This is a genomic window from Sphingomonas sp., from assembly GCF_036388215.1.
Lineage (GTDB): Bacteria > Pseudomonadota > Alphaproteobacteria > Sphingomonadales > Sphingomonadaceae > Sphingomonas.
Genome location: NZ_DASVSH010000030.1, coordinates 16357 through 37264, shown reverse-complemented (window position 1 = coordinate 37264; position 20908 = coordinate 16357). Strand labels below are relative to the sequence as shown.

The 20908-nt window shown below is 64.2% G+C and carries 21 protein-coding genes; 8 read left to right on the top strand and 13 right to left on the bottom strand.

Annotation, left to right across the window (positions count from 1 at the left end; translation table 11 throughout):
- Positions 1 to 2: 2 nt before the first annotated feature.
- The 5 genes from VF617_RS11205 to ahcY all read right to left on the bottom strand — a co-directional run bounded on the left by VF617_RS11205 (position 3) and on the right by ahcY (position 6685).
- Complete coding sequence (locus VF617_RS11205) at positions 3 to 755, bottom strand: nucleotidyltransferase family protein (protein WP_331014971.1); 753 nt, start codon at positions 753 to 755, stop codon at positions 3 to 5.
- Entirely contained in the window at positions 752 to 1732 is a 981-nt protein-coding gene (locus VF617_RS11200; RefSeq protein ID WP_331015206.1) for an aminoglycoside phosphotransferase family protein, read from the bottom strand. The genes VF617_RS11205 and VF617_RS11200 overlap by 4 nt, the downstream gene beginning before the upstream one ends.
- Complete coding sequence (gene tsaE / locus VF617_RS11195) at positions 1729 to 2172, bottom strand: tRNA (adenosine(37)-N6)-threonylcarbamoyltransferase complex ATPase subunit type 1 TsaE (RefSeq protein WP_331015205.1); 444 nt, start codon at positions 2170 to 2172, stop codon at positions 1729 to 1731. The genes VF617_RS11200 and tsaE overlap by 4 nt, the downstream gene beginning before the upstream one ends.
- Entirely contained in the window at positions 2172 to 4508 is a 2337-nt protein-coding gene (locus VF617_RS11190) for a PAS domain-containing sensor histidine kinase (protein ID WP_331014970.1), read from the bottom strand. Before VF617_RS11190 ends, tsaE begins: the two co-directional genes overlap by 1 nt.
- Positions 4509 to 5269: 761 nt before the next feature.
- Complete coding sequence (gene ahcY, locus VF617_RS11185) at positions 5270 to 6685, bottom strand: adenosylhomocysteinase (protein ID WP_331014969.1); 1416 nt, start codon at positions 6683 to 6685, stop codon at positions 5270 to 5272.
- A gap of 205 nt (positions 6686 to 6890) precedes the next feature.
- Between ahcY and VF617_RS11180 the strand changes: the two genes are divergently transcribed.
- Positions 6891 to 7394, top strand: a complete 504-nt coding sequence (locus VF617_RS11180; protein ID WP_331014968.1) for a hypothetical protein — start codon at positions 6891 to 6893, stop codon at positions 7392 to 7394.
- Between the two features lie 16 nt (positions 7395 to 7410).
- Here VF617_RS11180 and VF617_RS11175 read toward each other — a convergent pair whose 3' ends face one another.
- Positions 7411 to 7971: a YqgE/AlgH family protein gene (locus VF617_RS11175; protein ID WP_331014967.1), complete on the bottom strand. Its 561-nt coding sequence runs from the start codon at positions 7969 to 7971 to the stop codon at positions 7411 to 7413.
- Positions 7972 to 8071: 100 nt separating this feature from the next.
- Between VF617_RS11175 and VF617_RS11170 the strand changes: the two genes are divergently transcribed.
- The 4 genes from VF617_RS11170 to VF617_RS11155 all read left to right on the top strand — a co-directional run bounded on the left by VF617_RS11170 (position 8072) and on the right by VF617_RS11155 (position 10614).
- A complete protein-coding gene (locus VF617_RS11170; RefSeq protein WP_331014966.1) occupies positions 8072 to 8554 on the top strand; it encodes a peroxiredoxin in 483 nt (160 codons plus the stop codon).
- 71 nt (positions 8555 to 8625) lie between these two features.
- Complete coding sequence (locus tag VF617_RS11165; protein ID WP_331014965.1) at positions 8626 to 8901, top strand: hypothetical protein; 276 nt, start codon at positions 8626 to 8628, stop codon at positions 8899 to 8901.
- Between the two features lie 87 nt (positions 8902 to 8988).
- Positions 8989 to 10428, top strand: coding sequence for an AMP nucleosidase (locus VF617_RS11160; protein WP_331014964.1), 1440 nt, complete (start codon positions 8989 to 8991; stop codon positions 10426 to 10428).
- Positions 10429 to 10476: 48 nt separating this feature from the next.
- Entirely contained in the window at positions 10477 to 10614 is a 138-nt protein-coding gene (locus VF617_RS11155) for a hypothetical protein (protein WP_331014963.1), read from the top strand.
- Here VF617_RS11155 and VF617_RS11150 read toward each other — a convergent pair.
- From VF617_RS11150 to VF617_RS11135, 4 genes are all read right to left on the bottom strand, one after another.
- The gene (locus tag VF617_RS11150) at positions 10604 to 11350 is read right to left on the bottom strand and encodes an SIMPL domain-containing protein (protein WP_331014962.1); all 747 of its coding nucleotides are present in this window, start codon (positions 11348 to 11350) and stop codon (positions 10604 to 10606) included. The two genes, VF617_RS11155 and VF617_RS11150, sit on opposite strands and share 11 nt — an antisense overlap.
- 23 nt (positions 11351 to 11373) lie before the next feature.
- Entirely contained in the window at positions 11374 to 13188 is a 1815-nt protein-coding gene (locus VF617_RS11145; RefSeq protein WP_331014961.1) for a M2 family metallopeptidase, read from the bottom strand.
- 61 nt (positions 13189 to 13249) lie between these two features.
- Complete coding sequence (locus VF617_RS11140; RefSeq protein ID WP_414714024.1) at positions 13250 to 14011, bottom strand: alpha/beta fold hydrolase; 762 nt, start codon at positions 14009 to 14011, stop codon at positions 13250 to 13252.
- On the bottom strand, positions 13992 to 14435 hold the full coding sequence (locus VF617_RS11135; protein ID WP_331015203.1) for a GFA family protein: 444 nt from the start codon (positions 14433 to 14435) through the stop codon (positions 13992 to 13994). Before VF617_RS11135 ends, VF617_RS11140 begins: the two co-directional genes overlap by 20 nt.
- 84 nt (positions 14436 to 14519) lie before the next feature.
- On the opposite strand from VF617_RS11135, the gene VF617_RS11130 reads away from it, so the two are divergent.
- From VF617_RS11130 to VF617_RS11120, 3 genes are read left to right on the top strand one after another with little or no spacing between them, the layout of a single operon-like run.
- Positions 14520 to 14966, top strand: coding sequence for a MarR family winged helix-turn-helix transcriptional regulator (locus VF617_RS11130; protein WP_331014960.1), 447 nt, complete (start codon positions 14520 to 14522; stop codon positions 14964 to 14966).
- The gene (locus VF617_RS11125; protein ID WP_331014959.1) at positions 14959 to 16044 is read left to right on the top strand and encodes an HlyD family secretion protein; all 1086 of its coding nucleotides are present in this window, start codon (positions 14959 to 14961) and stop codon (positions 16042 to 16044) included. The genes VF617_RS11130 and VF617_RS11125 overlap by 8 nt, the downstream gene beginning before the upstream one ends.
- An 18-nt stretch (positions 16045 to 16062) precedes the next feature.
- On the top strand, positions 16063 to 17649 hold the full coding sequence (locus VF617_RS11120; protein ID WP_331014958.1) for a DHA2 family efflux MFS transporter permease subunit: 1587 nt from the start codon (positions 16063 to 16065) through the stop codon (positions 17647 to 17649).
- Positions 17650 to 17962: 313 nt separating this feature from the next.
- Here the strand turns inward: VF617_RS11120 and VF617_RS11115 are convergent, their stop codons facing one another.
- The 3 genes from VF617_RS11115 to VF617_RS11105 form a co-directional block, all read right to left on the bottom strand.
- Positions 17963 to 18391: a GNAT family N-acetyltransferase gene (locus VF617_RS11115; RefSeq protein ID WP_331014957.1), complete on the bottom strand. Its 429-nt coding sequence runs from the start codon at positions 18389 to 18391 to the stop codon at positions 17963 to 17965.
- A gap of 1 nt (position 18392) precedes the next feature.
- Complete coding sequence (locus tag VF617_RS11110) at positions 18393 to 19421, bottom strand: aspartate-semialdehyde dehydrogenase (protein WP_331014956.1); 1029 nt, start codon at positions 19419 to 19421, stop codon at positions 18393 to 18395.
- A gap of 83 nt (positions 19422 to 19504) precedes the next feature.
- Positions 19505 to 20842: a DUF418 domain-containing protein gene (locus VF617_RS11105; protein WP_331014955.1), complete on the bottom strand. Its 1338-nt coding sequence runs from the start codon at positions 20840 to 20842 to the stop codon at positions 19505 to 19507.
- Between the last annotated feature and the right edge of the window lie 66 nt (positions 20843 to 20908).

Here is a 20908-nt window from a genome sequence, read left to right as displayed (position 1 = left end):
CGTCACATCTCGGCCAGCACAGCCTCTGCTTCGCCAATCGCGGCGGGCGTACCGACATCGAACCACAGCCCCTGATGCACGACACCCCATAGGCGGCCGGCCTCTAGCGCGCGAGTGAAGAACAAATTGGTGGAGAACGGACCCTCGGGCCAGTCGCGGATGATGCGCGGGGAGAGGATCGACACGCCGATATAGACGAACGGCGCCAGCCGCCCGGGCTTGCGCCGCTCGGTGATCCGGCCGAACGGGTCCATCCGGAAATCGCCGTGGCCGCGATGACAGTTTGCCCGCGCGAGCGGCACCAGAAGGAGCAGCGCATCCATCCTGGCGTCGTCCCAGCGCGCGGCGAGCTGGCGGATCGCGTCGGTGGGTCCGTCGATCCACAGATTGTCGCTGTTCACGCACAGGAACGGCGCGTCGCCGATCAATTCGCGCGCCTGGACGATGCCGCCGCCGGTCTCCATCAATTGCCGGCGCTCGTCGGAGATCATCACCTCCAAGTCCGTCGCCCGGGCCCGCAAATGCGCTTCCATCTGATCGGCGAGGTAATGTACATTGACCACGGCGCGCTTCACCCCCGCATCGCGCAGGTGCCCGATCGTGTGATCGATGAGCGTCTTGCCCGCGATCTCGACCAGCGGCTTGGGCCGCGTCGCGGTCAGCGGGCGCATGCGCTTGCCCAGCCCCGCGGCCATCACCATCGCGGTTTCGGGAACGGGAGCGTCCGGCTGGGGACGTAGCGAATAAACGGTCATTCGCCTGCGATGGTCATCGGATCGCCACGCATATCCTGGGGCACATTGGCTCCGAACCAATCCGCCACCGGCTTCAAGGCGGGGTGCTTGAGGTCGCGCTCCAGATATCCCCAGACGCGGGGGCAAAGCCCGGCATAACGCGGCTTGCCGTCGCGCCGCCAAAGCCGCGTGAAGATGCCGATAATCTTGGCGTTCCGCTGCGCGCCCAGCACGTGATAGGCAATGTCGAATTCGTCGCCCACGCCCGTCCTGCGCTTGTAGCGGTCGAGCATTGCGGTCTCGAGCTCGGGCGGCACGTCGCGCCGCGCGTCCTGCAACAGCGAGACGAGATCATAGGCCGGATGGCCGGCCAGCGCGTCCTGGAAATCGAGCAGCCCCAAGCTCTCGCTGCCCTCTATCAGCATGATGTTTTCGGCGTGATAGTCGCGCAGCACCGTGACGGGCGTGTGACCGGTCAGGACGGGGGCGAGCGCCGCGTTCCAGGCGTCGTTATAGCCCTGCGCATCGACATGGAGGCCGAGCGCGCCGCAATACCAGTCCGGCAGCAGCTTGGCCTCGCGGTGATATTGCGAGGGGCTGTATGGCCCGATATCCGCCGCCGCCGGATGATCGCGCAGGCGCACCAGCAGGTCGACCGCTTCCTCGTAAAGCCGAAGCTCGCTCTCGGGGGCGGCGTCCACGGTCTCGCGCATCCGCGCATCGCCGAAATCCTGGAGCAGCACGAGGCCCTGATCCAGATCCTCGTGCAATATTTCGGGCGCGGCGAAGCCCCGCTGAGTGAGCCATCGCGCAATCGAAATGAAGGGGCGCGGGTCCTCTCCCTTGTCGGGAGGGGAATCCATCAGGATCGCGGTGCGGTCATGCTCCACCACCCGAAAATAACGGCGGAACGAAGCGTCGCCGGCGAGCGGACGGATTTCAGCGCCCCCCCAACCCGCCGAAACGAGGAAAGCGGGCGCGGAAGCGGGCGGATTCATATCAGGGGCCATCGGTTCCTCCATGCCGCCGGCACCTTCGCTGTCAAGGCGCGCGCGCCGTCCGGCGTCACTTCGAGGGACAGCCACAGCGCCTCGGACCAGAAATCCTCCCCAAGCCGCTCGGGCCACTCGACGATCAGCAGCGAATCGCCCCGCGCCTCGTCCAGGCCGAGTTCCTCCGCCTCGTCGGGGTTTTCGATCCGGTAGAGATCGATATGGAGCACGGGGAAGCGTACTTCCGGCGGCTCGTAGGGCTGGACGATCGCGAAGCTCGGGGACGGCGCCTCACCGTCGAGGCCAAGCGCGGCAAGCAGCCCGCGCGCAATGCTGGTCTTGCCGGCGCCTAGTTCGCCCGAGAGCGCGATCACGTCGCCGGGGCGGGCGACGGCGGCCAGGCGCTGCCCGAGCGAATGCGACGCTTGCGGATCGGCCAGAACGATCACCCGCGCGGCAATTCCACCGTGATCAGCGTCCCCTCGCCCGGCTCGGAAATCAGCTCGATCCGCCCGCCATGCGCCTCGACGAACTGCCGGGCGAGCGGGAGTCCGAGGCCCAGCGCCCGCTCGGCATTGCGGCCGCCGCCTTGCGCGAACCGGTCGAACGCGCTGGCCGCGGCCTCCTTGCTCATTCCCGGCCCGTCATCCGAGACGATGATCCGCGCGACCTTATCGTTGCCGTCGAGGTGGAGGAGCACGCGGCCGCTGGCGGGCGTACCGGCCACCGCATGGCGCAGCAGATGCTCGATAACCTGGCGCAGCCGCCGCGCGTCGCCGGTCACGCTGCCCGCCGTTCCCGTATCGTCCACCGCCAGGTCGATCGCCTTTTCGCGGGCGAGCGGCGCAATCGCTTCGGCGGCGCCCTGGGCAATCATCTCGATATCCACCGCGCCCTTTTCGATGGGCGCGCCCTCGCTCTGGGTCAGGTCGAGCACATCGTCGATCAGCGCACCCAGCCGCTCGACCGAAACCAGGATCGCTTCCGAATATTCGGTTCCGCTCTCGCTCAATTTACCCGCGAAGCCGCCATGCAGCATCTCGGCAAAGCCCTTGATCGAAGTAAGCGGCGTGCGCAGTTCGTAGCTCATGTTCGCAACGAACGAGGTCTTGACCCGGTCGGCGGCCTCCAGCGCTTCGTTGCGATCGCGCAGCGCACGCTCGACGCGGTGCTGATCGGTCGTGTCGAGCATCGTCACCAGCGCATTGCCGTCGGGCAGCGGGACCGCGCTCAAATCGAAATGGCGCCCGTCGGCGAAGACGATGCTAGCGCCGCGCTGCTGGCGATCCTGCGCCGCGAGCCGCACCAGGTCGCCGATCACATCGGCTTTGGCCGGATTGGTCAACTTGGGTCCGGCGGCCTTCACCAGCGCAAGGATCTGCGGGTGCCCGTCGAGAAAGGCATCCTCAAAGCCCCAGACTTGGCGGAACTTGCGGTTCCATAGCTGAAGGCGTCCCTTGCCGAACACCGCGACGGCTTCGGCCAAGCTCTCAAGCGTCGCAGTGCGCACCTGCTGCATCTCGCCATGCTCGCGCTGGAGCTCGAATTGCTGGGTGCGGTCTTCGAACAACAGGAGCAAACCTCCTTCGGGCATCGGCTGGGCGACGACGCGCAGATGCGTGGCGCCGACATGCCAGTTTTCCTCGACCGCATCGGGCGCGACGAACCATTCGCGGCGCTCGGCCTTCCATGCAGGGAAATCGCGCATTTCGGGCAGGCGCTTGGCCTCACGCATCCGCTCGATCACGCGATCGAATTCGGGGCGGTCGATCAGCCACTCGTTCTTCATTGCGAACATGCGTCGGAACGGCTGGTTGCAGAAGATCAGCGCGCGATCCGAACCGAATTGCGCGACGCCCGCCGAGACGCGATCGAGCATCGCGCGCTGGGCGTCGCCGAAGCGCTTGAGACCGCCGCGCGCTTGCTCCAGCTCCTCGATATCCACCGCGAACCCCGCAACGCCACCAGTCGGCAGCGGCACATCGTGGAGCCGCAGCATCCTGCGCTTGCCGCCGATCGTCGCGGGCATGGCGGCGGTCTGCGGCTCGCCAGTGTCCCGAGCGATCGCTGCATTCGCCAGCGGCCCGCCCAGCCCCGCGCCCTCGACCAATTCTAGCCCGCGCGCGACGACATCCTCGCTGTCGCCGCCCTCGACAGCGGTCACATAGGCCGAGTTGACCATCAGGAGCTTGAGATCCGGCCCGCGATACCACATCGGCATCGGCGCAGCCTCGATCAGCGCAGTCAGCGCGTCGAATGCCGCGCGCAGCCGAGTCGATTCGCGCTGGAGGCGGTTGATCTCGTCCTGGCTCTCGGTGGCATCGAGGAACCACAGGACCACTCCGCCCGGCGCATGGACCGCAGTGGGGGCGCGTTCCCCGATCACCAGCAATGCGCGCTCCGATCCCTTGGCCCGCACCGACAGGCTGAACGGCTTGCCGGCCTTCTGCGCGGCGGCGACATGCACCGCCAGCGCATCGGCATCTTCAGGCATCAGCCCGCCCTCTCCCCCGGCAAGCGCATCGAGCTCGCGCGGTATCGTCTCCAGCCCCAGCCAATCGGCCAGCCGACGCGGCACCTCGATCCGGCCATCGGCGCGCACGATCATCGGCTGTGCAGGCGAGCCCGACACAAGGGTTTCGAAACGACTGTTATCGTCGGCCATCGCCGCCGCCTCGGCGCGTGCTTTCAGCCCCGTGAGCAAGGCCCAGGCCGCGCCGATGACGAGCAACGCCAGCGCCGCACCGGCAAGCGCCGCCGCGGATTGCGAAATCAGGATCAAGCCGCTTGCTCGGGGCTAGGGTTGCTGCTCATTGCCCGTCCTTAGGCAAAGCACTGCCCGGCGGGAAGATGATTGCTGCCGGCGGATCGGATCTAGCGCCGCCTGATCACCATTAGCGCGAATGCTGATGAAGATTAGGGCTTTCGGGCTCAACATTCACCGACCCAGAGGGATTGTACCTCCGGCACACCTGTTGGCCGCTGTCGATCCAGCGAACAATCCGCGATCGGTGCGGTTGAATCGACGTTCGCGGTCAAGCCGCTATCCCCCACGTTGCCGACGATTTCCTAACCTAAGTCACTGCTAATATTCGGAACTGGGCGTGCTGCTCGGTGTTGAGCTTCACTCATAGTGGAGGTTCGAAGTGGCTCAGAAAGGCGCAGGCGGGAATCCGGGCGCGATCACCACCAAGGGCGGTGACGGCGCGAGAGGCAGTATCGGCACGGGCCGCGGCGGGGGAAGCGGCACGGGCAAACGGGCCACCGCCAAGAAGAAAACTCCAGACAAAAGCGACGGGAAAGGGGGCGGACCGGAACTCCCCCTAAAGAATGATCTGCCGCCTCCCGGGAAAGCAACTGGCTAGGACTCCAAGCGCGGTTTAACTCAAGAGAAACGGGCTAGCGGTGCCGATCCGGTAGCGGAAAGCCGTGAGGGTCATGCCCTCAATGCTAGCGGTATTCGCCTGACTGGAGGCATAGCCCAAGGAAGGGGCCGCGCCTCCTGATTGAAAGCGCGGCCCATCCAATTCACATATCGCTAAATCAGTACCGATAATGATCCGGCTTGAACGGACCTTCGAGCGGAACGCCGATGTAACCCGCCTGCTTCGGAGTGAGCTTCGACAGCTTCACGCCCAGCTTTTCGAGATGCAGCGCCGCGACCTTCTCGTCGAGATGCTTCGGCAGGACATATACTTCGTTCTTGTAGTTCTCACCCTTTGTGAAGAGCTCGATCTGCGCCAGCGTCTGGTTGGTGAAGCTGGCTGACATCACGAAAGACGGGTGGCCGGTCGCGCAGCCCAGGTTCACCAGGCGGCCCTTGGCGAGGATGATGATCTGCTTGCCATCGGGGAATCGGACCAGGTCGGTGCCCGGCTTCACTTCGTCCCACTCATAGTTCGAAAGCGCGGCGATCTGGATCTCGCTGTCGAAATGGCCGATGTTGCAGACGATGCTCATCGGCTTCATCGCGGCCATATGCTCGGCGGTGATGACGTCGGCATTGCCGGTCGCGGTGCAGAAGATGTCCGCGCGCTGCACGGCTTCTTCCATCGTCACGACTTCAAAGCCTTCCATCGCCGCCTGCAATGCGCAGATCGGATCGACTTCGGTGACCATCACGCGCGCGCCGCCGTTGCGGAGCGACTGGGCCGAGCCCTTGCCGACGTCCCCGAAGCCGGCGACGCAGGCGACCTTGCCGGCGAGCATCACATCGGTGGCGCGGCGGATCGCGTCGACCAGCGATTCCTTGCAGCCATAGAGATTGTCGAACTTCGACTTCGTCACCGAATCATTCACGTTGATCGCCGGGAACGGCAGTTCGCCCTTCTTCGAAATCTCGTACAGGCGATGCACGCCGGTCGTGGTCTCTTCCGAAACGCCCTTCAAATTCTTGACCGTCTCGGTGAGGTAGCCGGGCTTGCGCGCGATGAACGCCTTGAGCGCGCGCTGCATCTCGACTTCTTCCTCATTCTCCGGCTCGGGCATCGTGTGGCCGGCTTCGAGCTTGGCGCCCCACAGCGCGAACATCGTGGCGTCGCCGCCATCGTCGAGGATGATGTTCGAGGTCTGGCCTTCGATTTCCTTGTCCCACGAGAAGATGTCGCCGACATAATCCCAATATTCGGCCAGGCTCTCGCCCTTCACAGCGAACACCGGCACGCCGGTCGCGGCGATCGCGGCGGCGGCATGGTCCTGCGTCGAGAAGATGTTGCACGTGGCCCAGCGGACCTGCGCGCCGAGCGCCGTCAGGGTCTCGATCAGCACCGCGGTCTGGATCGTCATGTGCAGCGAGCCGGTGATCCGCGCGCCCTTGAGCGGCTGCGAAGCGCCGAATTCCTGGCGCAGCGACATGAGGCCGGGCATTTCGGTCTCGGCGATCTCGATCTCCTTGCGGCCGAAATCGGCGAGCGCGATGTCCGCGATCACATAGTCGTTCTTCTCAAGCACGGTAGCCACTGACTGATCTCCATTGGCATAGATTGCGGGTCGCGGGCACGCACCCGCCGACCATCTATGGGGCCACTACAAGCTCAGTTGATCGAGCGCAAGTCAGATATAAAGATATCTTTATATGATGTACGATGAAGGCGGATTGCGTGCCGAATGTATGGCATGATAATGTTTGCGAGACGCGCCGTCTCCTGACTGAAAGGTCTGGTCAATGTGGAAATTTATCACCGCGGCGTTTGTGGCCGCGCTCATCCCAAGCAGCGGCTTCGCCCAGTCGGAAGCCAGCGGGGTCGCTCCGATCTCCAGCATCAGCGGGGGCCAGGTCACGGCCCAGGCAATGCTCTTCGAGATGAAGCTCGCCAATTTCAAGAAGGACGGTTGCTACCAGCTCGGCTGCCTGGTCGTCGTCAACGAGACCCAAGGCTATGATCTGGTCGGTTTCTACATCAATTCTGCACGCGCGGGCGCCAAGCCCTATTGGGGCCGCAACCGCTTTCAATATGCGCTCCGCCCGCGCAAGGCGGCACTGACCGTCAAGACCGCCAGGGCCAAGCCCTGCGAATTGCCGGTGCGTTTCCTGCTTCGCCACCAGCAGACCCGCGACGAGGTTACGGTCGAAAGCCTCGCCGCAGTCTGCACGCAGCCGCGCATGGCCTCGGTGTTGCGCGTCGATGTGCTGGAGCCGCAAGTCATCTGGCACAAGCCGGCGGGCTGAGGGCTGGTTCGCCGGATCAGGCGGTGCCGGCGCTGCTCGCCAGCATTCGGGGGTCGATCCCCGCACCCGCAAAGCCCACCACCCAGCGGTCTTCGGCATCGACGCCGTATAATAGCTCCGGTGTCGATTCGGTGTTGAACCAGCCGTGGCGTGCCATCTCGGCGTCGAGTTGGCCTTCGCCCCAGCCGGCATAGCCCAAGGCGACCAGCCATCGGCTCGGGCCCTTGCCCTCCGCGATCGCGCGCAGGATATCGACGGTGCCGGAGAGCGCCCAGCGGCCGCCCACGTCGATCGTGTCCTGCCCGCCCCAATCGGTCGAGTGGAGCACGAAGCCGCGGCGCGGCTCGACCGGGCCGCCGAAATGCACTGCGGCATCGGGTGCATCGCCCGGTTCGATCTCGAACTGACGAAGCAGGTCGTGCAGGCCCAGCCCCTCGATCGTCTCGCCGATCCCTATCCCCAGGGCGCCGTCCTCGTCATGCGTGCACATCGCGATCACCGCGCGCTCGAAGCGCGGGTCGCCGATCCCTGGCATCGCCAGCAGGAACTGTCCGGTGAGAAAGGGCGCCGACTCCATGTGACAAACAACTTACCGATGCGCTTTCGGCTCCGCCATGCTTGAAAAACCGGCCAAGCGCGCCGATTGGGACAGGGAACCCCTTTTGAGGAGAAGTGACATGACCATCCAGGTTGGCGACCGCATGCCGAGCACCACTTTCATCAAGGTCGGCGAAAGCGGCCCCGAGCCGGTCGGGTCCGAGGAATTCTTCGCCGGCCGCAAGGTCGCGCTATTTTCGCTGCCCGGCGCGTTTACGCCCACCTGCTCGGCCAAGCACCTTCCCGGCTTCGTCGAGAAGGCCGACGAGATCAAGGCGAAGGGCGTGGACGAGATCGCCTGCACCGCAGTCAACGACGCCTTCGTGATGGGCGCCTGGGGCAAGGCCAATGGCGTGGAGGGCAAGGTGACGATGCTCGCCGACGGCAATGGCGACTTTCCCAAGGCAGTCGGCCTGGAGATGGACGGCAGCAAGTTCGGCATGGGCGGGCGCGGCCAGCGCTTCTCGATGCTGGTAAATGACGGCGTGGTCGAGCAGCTCAATGTGGAAGCGCCGGGCCAGTTCGAAGTCAGCTCGGCGGATTATCTGCTCGGCAGGCTGTAATCACGGTCGCGTAACGGAACTCGTGGGCCATGGTGGAGTTGACTTCCGGTAATTCTGGAAGGGAACAACCCATGGTCACCGACACGAACACCACCGACATAGCAACCGCGGCGAACGAAGCCTCGCCCGCCGCGCTCGACACCGCTTTGGACAGCGCCAAGTCGTTTCTCGAAACCGCGCAGGAAGCCATTACAGACGCCGTGGAAGCGACCGTAGGCGCCGCGAAGGAAAACCCTCTCGCCGCGGCCGCGATAGCTGCGGGCGCAGCTGCCGCGGTGGGCGGCGTCGTCTATGCCGCCACTCAGCGCAGTGGCGGCGAGGCCCCAAAGGGCGGCAAGAAGAAGTAATCACCGCGTCACCGGCGTGCGGCCCTTCGCTAGTTGCGGCGGGCCGCAGGTCTTGCCACCGTCATCTTTGCGCATTAGCCGTCGAAGATGACTCAAGCATCAGACATCGTCGCCGAGCTGGACCGCCTTTACCGCGCATCGGTCGAGCGGCTTCAGGCCGCACTCACACAATATCTGACGAACGGCACGCCACCGCCGCGGGAGGCGCGACACGACGGCTCATTCGCTTATCCCGAGATTCATATACGTTATTCGGGCGGCACTGACCGCCCGGTGCCGCCGCGCTCGTTCGGCCGGCTGGTGGAGCCAGGCGAATACCGCATCAGCGTCACCAAGCCCGCGATGTTCGCCAATTACCTGATCGAGCAGCTCACTTTCCTGATCGAGGATTACGAGGTCGAGGTTCACGCGCGCACCGGGCGTCAAGAGATCCCCTTCCCTTATGTGCTCGATCCCGGCCATGCGCTGAGCCTGGATGAAGTTTCGGCAACCGAGCTGGCTCGCCATTTCCCGGCGACCGAGCTTGCGCATATCGGCGACGAGATCGCGGACGGCCTGTGGATCGCCACTGACGACACGCGGCCGCTGGCGCTGTTCGACGGGCTGCGCACCGATTTCTCGCTCGCACGACTACGCCATTATACCGGCACGCCCACCGAGCATTTCCAGCAATATATTCTCTTCACCAACTATCACCGTTATGTCGATGAGTTCATCCGCTGGGCCTGCGGCCAGCTTGGCGAGGGCAGCCGCTTCACCGGCGTCTCGGGCGCGGGCGGGATCCTGGTCGAGGCCGGGGACGACACGGATCGGCTGCTCAACGACAGCTCGGCCTGGCGACGGCACCAAATGCCGGCCTATCACCTGATGGCCGCAGACGGATCCGGCATCACGCTGGTCAATATCGGCGTCGGCCCGTCAAACGCCAAGACGATCACGGATCACCTTGCGGTGCTTCGCCCCGAGGCCTGGCTGATGATCGGCCATTGCGGCGGGCTTCGCCCCAGCCAGCGGATCGGCGATTACGTGCTCGCCCACGCCTATTTACGCGACGATCATATCATGGATGATGTGCTCCCCCCGGAGATACCGATCCCGGCGATCGCCGAAGTCCAGCTCGCGCTGGCGCGCGCCGCGGAGACGGTATCGGGACAGTCCGGCGACGAGCTCAAGCGCCGCCTGCGCACCGGCACGATCGTCACGACCGACGATCGCAACTGGGAGCTGCGCTATTCCACCACGGCGCTTCGCTTCTCGCTGAGCCGGGCTGTGGGGGTCGATATGGAATCGGCCACGCTGGCGGCCCAGGGCTACCGCTTCCGCGTTCCCTATGGCACGCTACTGTGCGTCTCGGACAAGCCGCTGCACGGCGAACTCAAGCTCCCCGGCCAGGCCAACCGCTTCTACGAACGCGCGATCGCCGAACATCTCAAGATCGGCATCGAGACGTGCGAAGAGCTGCGCCGCGAAGGAGCAAAACTCCATTCCCGCAAGCTTCGCGCATTCAACGAGCCGCCGTTCCGCTAAGGATATGCGTGGCCGCTCCTGCGTTTACGGACGCGAAGGAGAATGCCCGTGATCGATCCCGAGAAACAGCCGGCCCAGGAAGAGGGCGGCGCCCACCAGCCCGACGGAACCGACAGCTCGGATGAATGGCAGGCGCAGATCGCCGACGAGAACATGATCCCCGATCAAGACCCCCCTAGCGGCTGAGCTTGAACTCGACGGTCAGGCTCTCGCGCACGGTCACATCGTTGGTCTCGGCACCCGACTTGGGTGCGAACATGCCGACGATCTGCGACAGGAAGCCGAGGGTTCCGCCCATGATGTCCTGCTTTTCGCTGATGCGCGTGATGTTGGCCTGGCGAAGGCCGAGCGCCTCGCCATAAGCGAGGGCCTGCACGCGCGCCTTGACCAACGCGTCGGCCTTGGCCCGCCGCGACGCGGCGGGATAGTCGTCCAACAGTCCCACGACCTCTTCCGCGGTGGTCCCACCGGCGGCTTCGACCGTCTGGCGAACATTTCCGGCCGCGGCACGGGTGGGCGCATCGAACTGGATGGTCTCGCTAGCAATCGATTGGGGCTTGGCATCCGGATCGTCGCCGAACGAATCCATGCTGACGGTCGGCTTCGATCGCCCGCCAAGGCTAGCGAACAGGCTCATGAACGAAGTGCCTCCCGGCGACGGATCGGCCTGCGCCTCATGCACATTCTGGCCGTCGAGCGACTGGACGAGCTTCGCCCGGCTCGCGGCAAGCGCGGCCTTCGCCGCCTCTTCGCTAGGGCCCTTTGCCGTGAGAGTCACCGACATCCGAAAGCGTTGCGCCGGAACCGTCACTTCGCCCGATGCGACTATCTCCACCATCACGGGATCGGACGCCCCATTCGACTGGGCCATTACGGCCCCCGGCACCGATAGCATGACGCATGCGATCGCCAATCTGATCATTTTCAACCCCCCCTGTTGTTGTCTCACCAGCCGCTCGGCTGGCCCTTGTTCTGCTTGTCCAGCCACTTCTTCAGCGGCGCGAAATACTCCGCCATCGCCTTGCCGGACATCTGGCGGCTGCCCGTGAACGCTTCGAGCGCATCGGGCCAGGGCTTGGACGCGCCCATCTCCATCATCTTGTTCAGCCGCGCGCCCACTTCCTTGTTGCCGAAGAACGAGCAGCGGTGCAGCGGGCCCTTCCAGCCGGCCTGATCGCACGCCGCCTTGTAAAACTGGAACTGGAGCACCCGCGCCAGAAAGTAGCGGGCATAAGGCGTGTTGTTGGGGATGTGATATTTCGCGCCCGGATCGAAACGCGTCTCATCGCGGGCGACCGGCGCGACGATGCCCTGATATTGCAGCCGCAACTTGTCCCAGCCCGCCTGGTATCCGCCGGTAGGGATCGATCCGTCGAACACGCCCCAGCGCCACTTATCGACCAGCAGGCCGAAGGGCAGGAACGCCACCTTGTCCATCGCCTGGCGGAGCAACAGCCCCACATCCTTGTCGGCGCTCGGCACCTTGGATTGCTCGAGCAGCCCGATCTGGACGAGATAATCGGGCGTGATCGAGAGCGCGACGAAATCGCCGATCGCTTCGTGGAAGCCATCATTGGCGCCGTTGCGGTATAAAGCGGGCTTGGCCTTATAGGCGCGCTGATAATAATTGTGGCCGAGCTCGTGGTGGATGGTGACGAAATCGTCCGCATTTACCTTGATGCACATCTTGATCCGCAGATCGTCCTTCTCGTCCACATCCCAGGCGGAAGCATGGCACTGGACCTCGCGGTCCTGCGGCTTTAGGAATTGCGAGCGTTCCCAGAAACTGGCCGGCAGCTCCGTGAGGCCCAGCGACGAATAGAAATTCTCGCCGGCCTTGACCATCTTGATATGGTCGTAGCCCTTCGACGTCAGCAATTCGGTGACATCGAAGCCCAGCTCGCCCGCCCCTGCGGGCGCGACCACGTCATAGATATTGCCCCATTCCTGCGCCCACATGTTGCCGAGCAGATCGGCGCGGATCGGGCCGGTCCTGGCCTGGACCGCGTCGCCATATTTCTCGTTGAGTTTGCGGCGGGTGTAAGCATGAAGCGCCGTGTAAAGCGGCTTCAAATCGTTCCAGATGCCGTCGGTCAGCTTGATGAAGTCCGCTGGCGCCATATCGTAGTTGGAGCGCCACATCGCCCCGGTATCGGCAAAGCCCAGTTCTTTGGAGCCCTCGTTGGCGATGCCCACCATCCTGGCATAATCGCCGCGCATCGGGGCTCCGACATTGTCGTGCCAGCTGGTCCACATCTCCTTGAGTTCGGCAGGATCGCGGCTTTCGCCCATCGCGGCTTCGAGGTCGCTGCCGTTGGTCGGCTTGCCGCCGCGCGTGCCCTTCCCCTTGCCATACATCGATCCGATCTTGGTAGACACCTCTGCGAGTTCGGTCGCGGCGCCCGCCCTGGTCGGCGCAGGCAGGGTGATCGCGCCGCGCAGCATGGTGAGCTGCCGCTGTTGCTCGGCGGTGAGCCCGGCCGCCTTTTGAAAAGCAGCCGCCTCGATCGCCCACTTGACAGCCATCTCCGTCCCGCGCGCGCCATATTCGGCGGCCAGCGCATCGGTATCGTCGGTGATGAAGGTCGCGTTGATCCACTGAACGCGCGCGGCGGTCAGGTTGAATGTCGTATATTCGGCCTGGACTCGATCGAGGAACGCCTGCGCCTCGGCAGCGGTGGGCGCGGCGGTCTGGCCCTGCGCAGGCGCGAAGGCGAGCATGGCGGCGAGCGCCAGCGCGGAGATGCCGGTACGGATCATGGAGTAACCTCGGGACTGGATTTCTGGATGGCGCGCAGAGTGCGCGCGCCTCGATGGCCCGTCAAGCTGCGAGAAAGTCAGCGATTGCTTGCCCCAGCTCGGGCTGGACGACGGCGCTCATGTGATTGCCCGGCACCGATGCGAAGCGGCCGTGCGGGAGCAGCTTCGCGACTGCCTCCCCCGATCCGTTGTCGTCGTCATCGATCCCCGTCACCACCAGGATGGGCACGTCGATCGCGGCGATTTCGACTTCGCTGGTGTCCACGAAGGTCTCCAGCACATTGAGTAACGCCTGGGGATCGCCCTTGGTGGTCTTCAGGAAGGCCTCGGTCATCCACTCGGAAGTGCCGCGCTCGAAGCTGCCGAGATTGGCAAGAACACGACGAAAATAGGCGCCCCGCCCCTGTGTATCGACCAACCCCGCCAGCCCCATGCCGCTCAGGACCGCGCGCCGCGGCGTCGCGCCGTTGACCAGCATCCGCAGCGCCGTGCGTCCGCCCAGCGAATAGCCGCCGAGATCGTAATCGGTCAGGCCCAGATGCCCGATCAGCGCGAAGCCATCGCGCATCAGCACATCGGGCGGATAAGCGGCGGGATCGTGCGGCTTGCCGCTGAGGCCGTGCCCGCGCAGATCCGGCATGATCACGCGAAAGCCCTTTGCCGCCAGCTTGGCGGCGTGCCCGTATTTGATCCAGTTGACTTGCGCGTTCGAAAAATAGCCATGGATCAGGACGGCCGCCCGCCCCTCACCCATCTCGGTCCAGGCAAGCTCGACTCCGTCAGGCGAAGTGAAGCGGTGCGTTTCAGTCGGGTAATCTGCCAACTTTGTCCATCCAGCGGTTGACGACGTTCGGATTGTCCTCGGTCCGGTATCGGGGCAAGTCGCGCGTGTCGAGCCACTGCTCGTGGATGCTCTCCGCGCCGTAATGCTGCGTCGGCACGAACCGGCCCGGCTCGTCGAAGCTGCCGATGGTCAGGTCCATACGCGAACTGTCCGGAAATTCGAAGGTGAGCGGCGTGCCGCATGCGCTGCAGAAGCCGCGCCGTGCGATGGGCGAGGACGCATAATAATCGGGCTCACGCTCCCAGGTCACGTCGGCCTTCTTCACGCTCTTGAACGCGGCGGCGAGCCCGCCAGTGGCGCGCTGGCACATCCTGCAGTGGCAAAGATAAGCTTCGTAGTCCGCCACGTGAACGCTGTACCGCACCCGCCCGCATTGGCATCCGCCGGTCATTTCCTCGCTCATCTTGCCTCCCATGCAATCGCTGCGGCTCACATTGCAATCCAGTTGCGGATTGCAATTCATAACTATGCTTATTATGTGCACGCCATGACCGAGACTTTAGGCTTCCTGATGGGCGATGTCTCCCGCCTGATGCGCCGCCGCTTCGATGAGCGCGCACGCACCACGGGCGCGACGGGTACGCAGTGGCGCACGCTGAAGATCCTCGAATGGCGTGAGGGCGTCAACCAGGGCCAACTTGCCGAATTGCTCGAAGTGGAGCCGATCACGGCGTGCCGCATGATCGATCGGCTCGAGGAAGCCGGGCTCGTCGAGCGCCGCCGCGACCCAGCCGACCGCCGCGCCTGGCGCATCTTTCTGACCGACAAGGCCCGCCCCGTTCTGGATGACCTTCGCGACGTTGCGAGCGAGATGATCGAAGGGGCGCTTCAGGGATTATCCGCCCGGCAACGCGACGAACTCATCGGTTCGCTCAATGCGATCCGCGCAAATCTTACTCCTACGCAAGAAAGCAAAGAGGCCGCCAATGGCTGACGCAGATCCCAAATTCCAAAAACCCTCTCAGGAGGCGATCGTGGTGGAACCGGTGGCCGCTCCGGTCGAGGCAATCGTCGTGACGCCCGCGAAGCGCCGCTGGCTGCGTCCGTTGCTGATGTTCGGCGTGCCGCTCGTCTTGCTCGCAATCGTGGGCTATTTCTATCTCACCGGCGGAGGGACTGTATCCACCGACAATGCCTATGTCAGCCAGGACAAGGTATCGGTTTCGAGCGACGTGGCCGGCCGCATCGTGAATGTCGCGGTCAAGGAGAACCAGATCGTCAAGAAGGGCGACCTGCTCTTCCAGATCGATGCCGAGCCCTATCGGATCGCAGTGGCATCGGCACGGGCGCAGATCGCGGCGGCGCAAGTCAACGTCCAGACGCTGCAAACCAGCTATGCCGGGACGGGCGCCGATATCCAGGCGGCGCGCGACACCCTTCAGGCCGCGCAACAGGATTATGCCCGCCAGGCAGAGCTGATGAAGAGCGGCTTCACCACCCGGGCCCGGCTGGAACAGGCGCAGCATTCGGTCGAGCAGGCGCGCGCCAGCGTCAACCGCGCCGCCTCCGACGCCGCCGAGGCGCGCTCCAAGCTCTCCACCGGTTCTGCGGGCGAGAACCCGCAGCTCGCTGCGGCGCGCGTCCAGCTCGCCAAGGCCCAACTCGATCTGAGCCGGACCAGGGTCTACGCGCCCGCCGATGGCATCGTCAGCCAGTCGGACCGGCTACAGGTCGGCCAGATGATGGTGACCGGCCTCCCCGCACTTACGATCGTGCGCGGCCAGGGCGCCTGGCTTGAGGCGAATTTCAAGGAAACCGACCTCAACAAGATGCGCGTCGGGCAACAGGCCGAAGTGAGCTTCGATGCCTATCCGGGGCTCCACCTGAAGGCGCATGTAGCCTCGATCGGTGCCGGCACCGGCTCCGAATTCTCGGTGCTGCCAGCGCAGAACGCGAACGGCAATTGGGTGAAGGTGACCCAGCGCGTGCCGGTGCGTATCGCCATCGACGAGCAAAGCTCGCGTCCGCTGATCGCCGGCCTATCCGCCGACGTGACGGTGGATGTACAATAGCTGTCGAGTAAGCGCGTAATGGCCACTGCCGCCCAAACCTCCAGCCCAACAGCCCCGCCCGCGCCGGCGCCCGGCGTGGCGGCGCTGCCCGTCGCTAATCGCGGCCTGCTCACTTTCGGCGTGATGCTGGCGACGATCATGCAGATTCTCGATTCGACGATCGCGAACGTGGCCCTTCCACACATGCAAACGGCGCTGGGCGCGACTGCCGACACCGTTACCTGGGTTCTCACCAGCTATATCGTGGCTTCCGCGATCGCGATTCCGATCACAGGCTGGCTCGCCGACCGGATCGGCTCACGCAACCTGTTCCTGCTCTCCACGGTCGGCTTCATCGTGGCGTCGGCGCTGTGCGGAATGGCGCAAAACCTGGAGCAGATGGTGCTGTTCCGCCTGCTCCAGGGTGTCTCTGCGGCATTCATGAATCCGCTCAGCCAGACGGTTATGCTCGATATCAACCCGCCCGAGCGCCAGGCCAAGGCCATGGCGATCTGGGGAATGGGGATCATGGTCGGACCCATCATGGGCCCGGTCATCGGCGGATGGCTGACCGACAACTTCAATTGGCGTTGGGTGTTTTTCGTCAACCTGCCGCTCGGCGTGATCTGCATCGCGATCCTGTGGTGGCTGTTGCCCACCCGCCCCGTCACAAAGCGGCGATTCGACATATTCGGTTTCTCGATGCTCACGCTCGGCATCGCCTCGTTGCAGCTCATGCTCGACCGCGGACAGGGCGAGGATTGGCTGGGCTCGACCGAGATCTGGATCGAGATGCTGATCGCCGGAATCGCATTGTGGATGTTCACGATCCACATGATCACCGCGAAACAGCCGATGTTCGACCGTGAGCTGTGGAGGAACCGCAATCTCGTCACTGCGATCGGCTTCATGCTGGTGATGGGCGTGGTGATGATGGCAACGATGGCGCTGCTGCCGCCGATGCTCCAGAATCTGTATGGCCATTCGGTCTTCGACACTGGCCTGCTGCTGATGCCCCGGGGCATTGGCGTGGTGCTGACGATGGCCATTTCGGCGCAGCTTACTCAGCGCGGCTTCGACGCCCGCTGGCTCGTGGGGATGGGCATGTCGCTCGCCGCCTTTTCGCTCTGGCAGATGACGCACTGGTCGCTTGAAATGGGCACCGGACCACTAGTGTTTTCGGGCTTCATCCAGGGCCTGGGCATGGGCCTGGTGTTCATGCCGCTGAACGGCCTCGCCTTCGCCACCCTGCCCCCGCGCTATCGAACCGAGGGTTCATCGCTGATGAACCTGTCGCGCAACATCGGCGCGTCGGTGGGCATCTCGCTGGTGACCACCCTGCTGGCCCGCAGCGTCCAGATCAGCCACTCCGACATGGCGCCCAAGGTCAATCCCGAGAACCTGAACATGATGGATCCCGGGCTGCTCCAGGCGCTGGGCGGATCAGGCGACACGCTGCTCGCCATGGCCAATGCCGAGATCAACCGCCAGGCGCTGATGATCGGCTATCTGAACGATTTCTACGCAATGATGATCGTGACCGCCCTGTCGGTCCCACTGGTGCTGTTCCTGCGCAAGCCGAAAGGGCCGGTCGGGAAGCCCGATCCATCGGCGGCGGGGCATTGAGTTCAGGCGAGCGGATGCAGCAGCCGGCTATACGGCCCAGCTCTGTTTATGAGCCGCAAATCCGCAGTTACGATGATTCCTTCCAATAGCTCTGCCAGGGCTAGGTAGACGCAGTCGTAGATCGGATGCTCAATCTCAAGCCCGATTTCCAATGCTCGCCGACAGATTTATGCTTGGAAGCACCTCCACCGCAGCCTCGATGAAAGCGAGGCCGGCAAGCGCTATGATAGCAAAATGCTATCAGTCTCGCAACCGCACCCGGCGGGTCGGTGGCCTGCGATCTCCTGAAACCCCGCTTCGCCATGCCTCGAAATCAGAGCTGAAGTTCCCAACGCCAGACGGGCCCGTCCTCGGGATCGTGAACCTCCGCCGTCTTGGTGAAACCGTTGGCGGCGAGCACACGCGTCGAGGAGTTCTGCTCCGGCAGCGTGTGCGCCACGACCAACGCTGCGCCCTCCGTCCGCGCGATCCGGACCAGCGCGCCGGCCAATGCCGTCGCCACGCCGCTTCCGCGCGCGGGGATGAAGGTCAGATAACCGATCTCCACGGCGTGATCGGCATCGGGCGCCCCCTTGAACCCGCCGGATCCCACCGCCTGCCCGTCGCGCCATGCCAGGTAGCTGCACCAGGGCGGCCTGTGCGCGTTCTGCGCCATCTTCGCTAGCTCCCCCGCAAACTCCCCAGTGAGCACAGGGTCGCCCAGTTCGGGCTCGCCGGCATAGGGAGTCAGCGCAATCGGCAAGCTAGGCAGCCTTCTTCAGATGCCGCCGCCCGAGCAATTCGGCGATCTGCACGGCGTTCAGCGCCGCGCCCTTGCGAAGGTTGTCGCTGACGCACCACAGGCTCAGGCCGCTATCCACGGTCGGATCCTCGCGAACGCGGCTCACGAACGTCGCATATTCGCCCACGCATTCGATCGGAGTGATGTAGCCGCCATCCTCATGCTTATCGATGAGCATGACGCCCGGGGCTTCGCGCAGGATCGACTTGGCCTTGGCCGCGCTCAGATCGTCTTCGAACTCGATGTTGATCGCCTCCGAATGCCCAACGAACACCGGCACGCGCACGCAGGTCGCGGTCACCTTGATCTTCGGATCGAGGATCTTCTTGGTCTCCACCACCATCTTCCACTCTTCCTTGGTCGATCCGTCGTCGAGGAAGCTATCGATATGGGGGATCACGTTGAACGCGATCTGCTTGGTGAACTTGCTCGGCGTGGCGGGATCGCCGACGAAGATGTTGCGGCTCTGCTCGAACAGTTCGTCCATCCCCGCCTTGCCCGCGCCCGATACCGACTGGTAAGTCGCGACCACCACGCGCTTGATCCGCGCCGCATCGTGGAGCGGCTTCAATGCCACCACCATCTGCGCGGTCGAGCAATTCGGATTCGCGATGATGTTGCGCTTCCGGTAGCCGTCGATCGCCTCGGGGTTCACTTCGGGCACGATCAGCGGAACGTCCGGGTCCATCCGGTAGAGCGAGGCATTGTCGATCACCGTGCAGCCCGCCGCGGCGAAGCGCGGCGCGTGCAGCGCCGAACCTTCCGAGCCGATCGCGAACAGCGCCATGTCCCAACCCGCTGGATCGAAATTGTCGATGTTCTGGACCTTGTACTGTTTTCCGGTGTCACCGAAATCGACCATGTCGCCCTGGCTGCGTGACGATGCGACGACTGCCAGATCGTCGATTGGGAATTCCCGCTCGGCAAGGATGTTCAGCATTTCGCGACCGACATTGCCGGTGGCGCCTGCGACGACGACACGGTAGCCCATTACAAGTCCCTTTTAGCCGGCGGGGGATGCCGCCGTGCCGCGCAAATGCGCGCCATGCCGCACTGCGTAAAGCCCCTTTTGCTTTACGCCGCGATAGGCTCGCTCGCCGCAGGGCGCTTCCGGAAGGGTTGCCACTTCACATAAGCCAGGCTGCGCCACGCCCATTCCAGCGGCCCGCAGGAAAAATATCGCATCCAGACGTTCGCCAGCACCAGTTGCACCGCGATCACCATCAGCGCGGTGCCCGCCATATCCGCCCAGCCCTGCCGCGCCCACAGGCCGGGCCCCCAGGGGGCATAAAGGATGTACATGCCCAGCGCGTTCTGGAGAAAATAGAGCGAGAAGGCCATGCGCCCGGCCGCCTTGAATGGGGCCAGCAGCGACCGGCCGGCCCCGCCTTTCACCAGCAGGTTTATCAGAGCGACATGCCCCACGGACATAGCCATCCGGGCGAATTCCGCCGTCGCCCAATGTATCTTCGCCGCCGGGGTGAGATCGAGGATCTCGTGACCGCCAATCCACCGAAGCGTGATCCCGGACACATAGCAGGCGGCCATGAGAACCAGATAGAAGCGCCCGCTCCGCCCGCCCTGGATCACCTGCCATTTCCACAGGGCGATCCCCACCAGCATCATGCAGAATGCCTCGGCCACGTTGGAAGGCAGGGAGGAAAGGACGAATCCGACAAAGAACCCGATGTTCATTTGGGCATATTCGATGAAACCGCCCGAATGGCCCTTTTTCTCCATTTCGGCGGTCTGCTTCATCTCGGGCCCGCCGGTGCGGCGCCGCTCCACTTTCTTGGCCCAATCCTCCAGCGTCTTCTTTTCAGAGACGCTCAGCGGAGCGTTCGCGGCCTGCTTGGCCTGCGCCGCTTCCACCTGCTGCACCAGCTCGACGCGCTTCACATATTGGATCCCGCCCGAGACGAGATTGAAGAGCGCGAAGCCCATGCCCAGCGCGAGCAGCCATTTTGGGCCCAGCCTGCGAAACGGGAACAACAGCAATGCCGCGAGACCATAAATATGGAGGATATCGCCCGCCCAGAGCAGCACGAAAATGTCGAGCAGCCCGAAGCCGATCAGCCACAGGTTGCGGCGCTGGTAGAGGTCCGCCACGGCGACCGGCCCGTCCGGCGTCATCGCCTTCGCCGCAAATACCATGAGCCCCGCGCCGAACAGCATTTCGAGCAGCCCGCGCTGGGTGCCCTCCAGGAACAGATGCACGCCCCACCAGGCGAACTGGTCCATCGGCGTCCAGCCGATCGCCGTGACATTGACGAACAGCTTCGAGATTTCTGCCGCCATGAAAGGGATGTTCATGAAGAATATCCCAAGAATCGCGATCCCACGCAGGATATCGAGCACGTCGATCCGCGCCTTGCCCGCCACCGGCGCGAGCGCAACTTGTCCGTCTGCCATCCGCCTTGCCCCCTCAGCGATTGTCCGGCGAACGTTACGCGTGCCAAACAATCGCGTCGAGAGGGC